At 74.0% G+C, this 712-nt stretch carries 1 protein-coding gene; it reads left to right on the plus strand.

What is annotated here, in order from left to right; all coding sequences use genetic code 11:
* Positions 1–712: FAD-dependent oxidoreductase (locus RF647_RS19050; protein ID WP_368813103.1), on the plus strand; the 712-nt coding region annotated here is incomplete at both ends.

A 712-nucleotide genomic window follows, 5' to 3' on the forward strand; every position in this document is an offset into this window, starting at 1 on the left:
GAGGTCGCCTCCACCGCCCACGCCCTCGGTCTGGACGTCACGGTGCTGGAGAAGTCCCCCATCCCCCTCTGCGGTCCGCTGGGCACCGAACTGGGCGGGGTGGTCGCCGGGCTGCACGAACGCGCCGGGGTGGAGCTGATCTGCGGCGTCGACATCGAGGACTTCGAGTTTACCGGCGGGTCGGTCAGCGCGGTGCGTCTGGCCGGCGGTCGGGTGCTGCCCGCCGACGTGGTGGTCGTGGGCATCGGGGCGGTGCCCAACGTGGGCTGGCTGGAGAGCTCCGGGATCGAACTCGGCAACGGCGTGGTCTGCGACGCGGTCGGGGCCACCAGCCTCCCCGGGGTCGTCGCCGTGGGCGACTGCGCCGCCTGGTGGGACCCCACCACCGCCCGCCACCACCGGGTGGAGCACTGGACCGGGGCCGCCGAGCGCCCGGCCGTGGCCATCGGCGCGCTGCTGGGCGCGGACCCGGCCACCCTGCCGGCGGTCAAGCCCCCCTACTTCTGGTCCGACCAGTACGGCACCCGCCTGCAGTTCGCCGGCGACGCCTCCCGCGCCGACCGCGTGGCCTACGAGCACGGCGGCCCCGACCAGGACTCCCTGCTGGCCGTCTACTACACCGGCGAGCACCCCGTGGCGGTCCTGGCCTGGAACCAGACCAAACTCTTCTGCCGCTGGCGCAAGACCCTCGAAAAACTCGCCGCCGCAGCCG

This window comes from Kocuria sp. CPCC 205263, from assembly GCF_040981075.1.
GTDB classification, from domain to species: domain Bacteria; phylum Actinomycetota; class Actinomycetes; order Actinomycetales; family Micrococcaceae; genus Kocuria; species Kocuria rosea.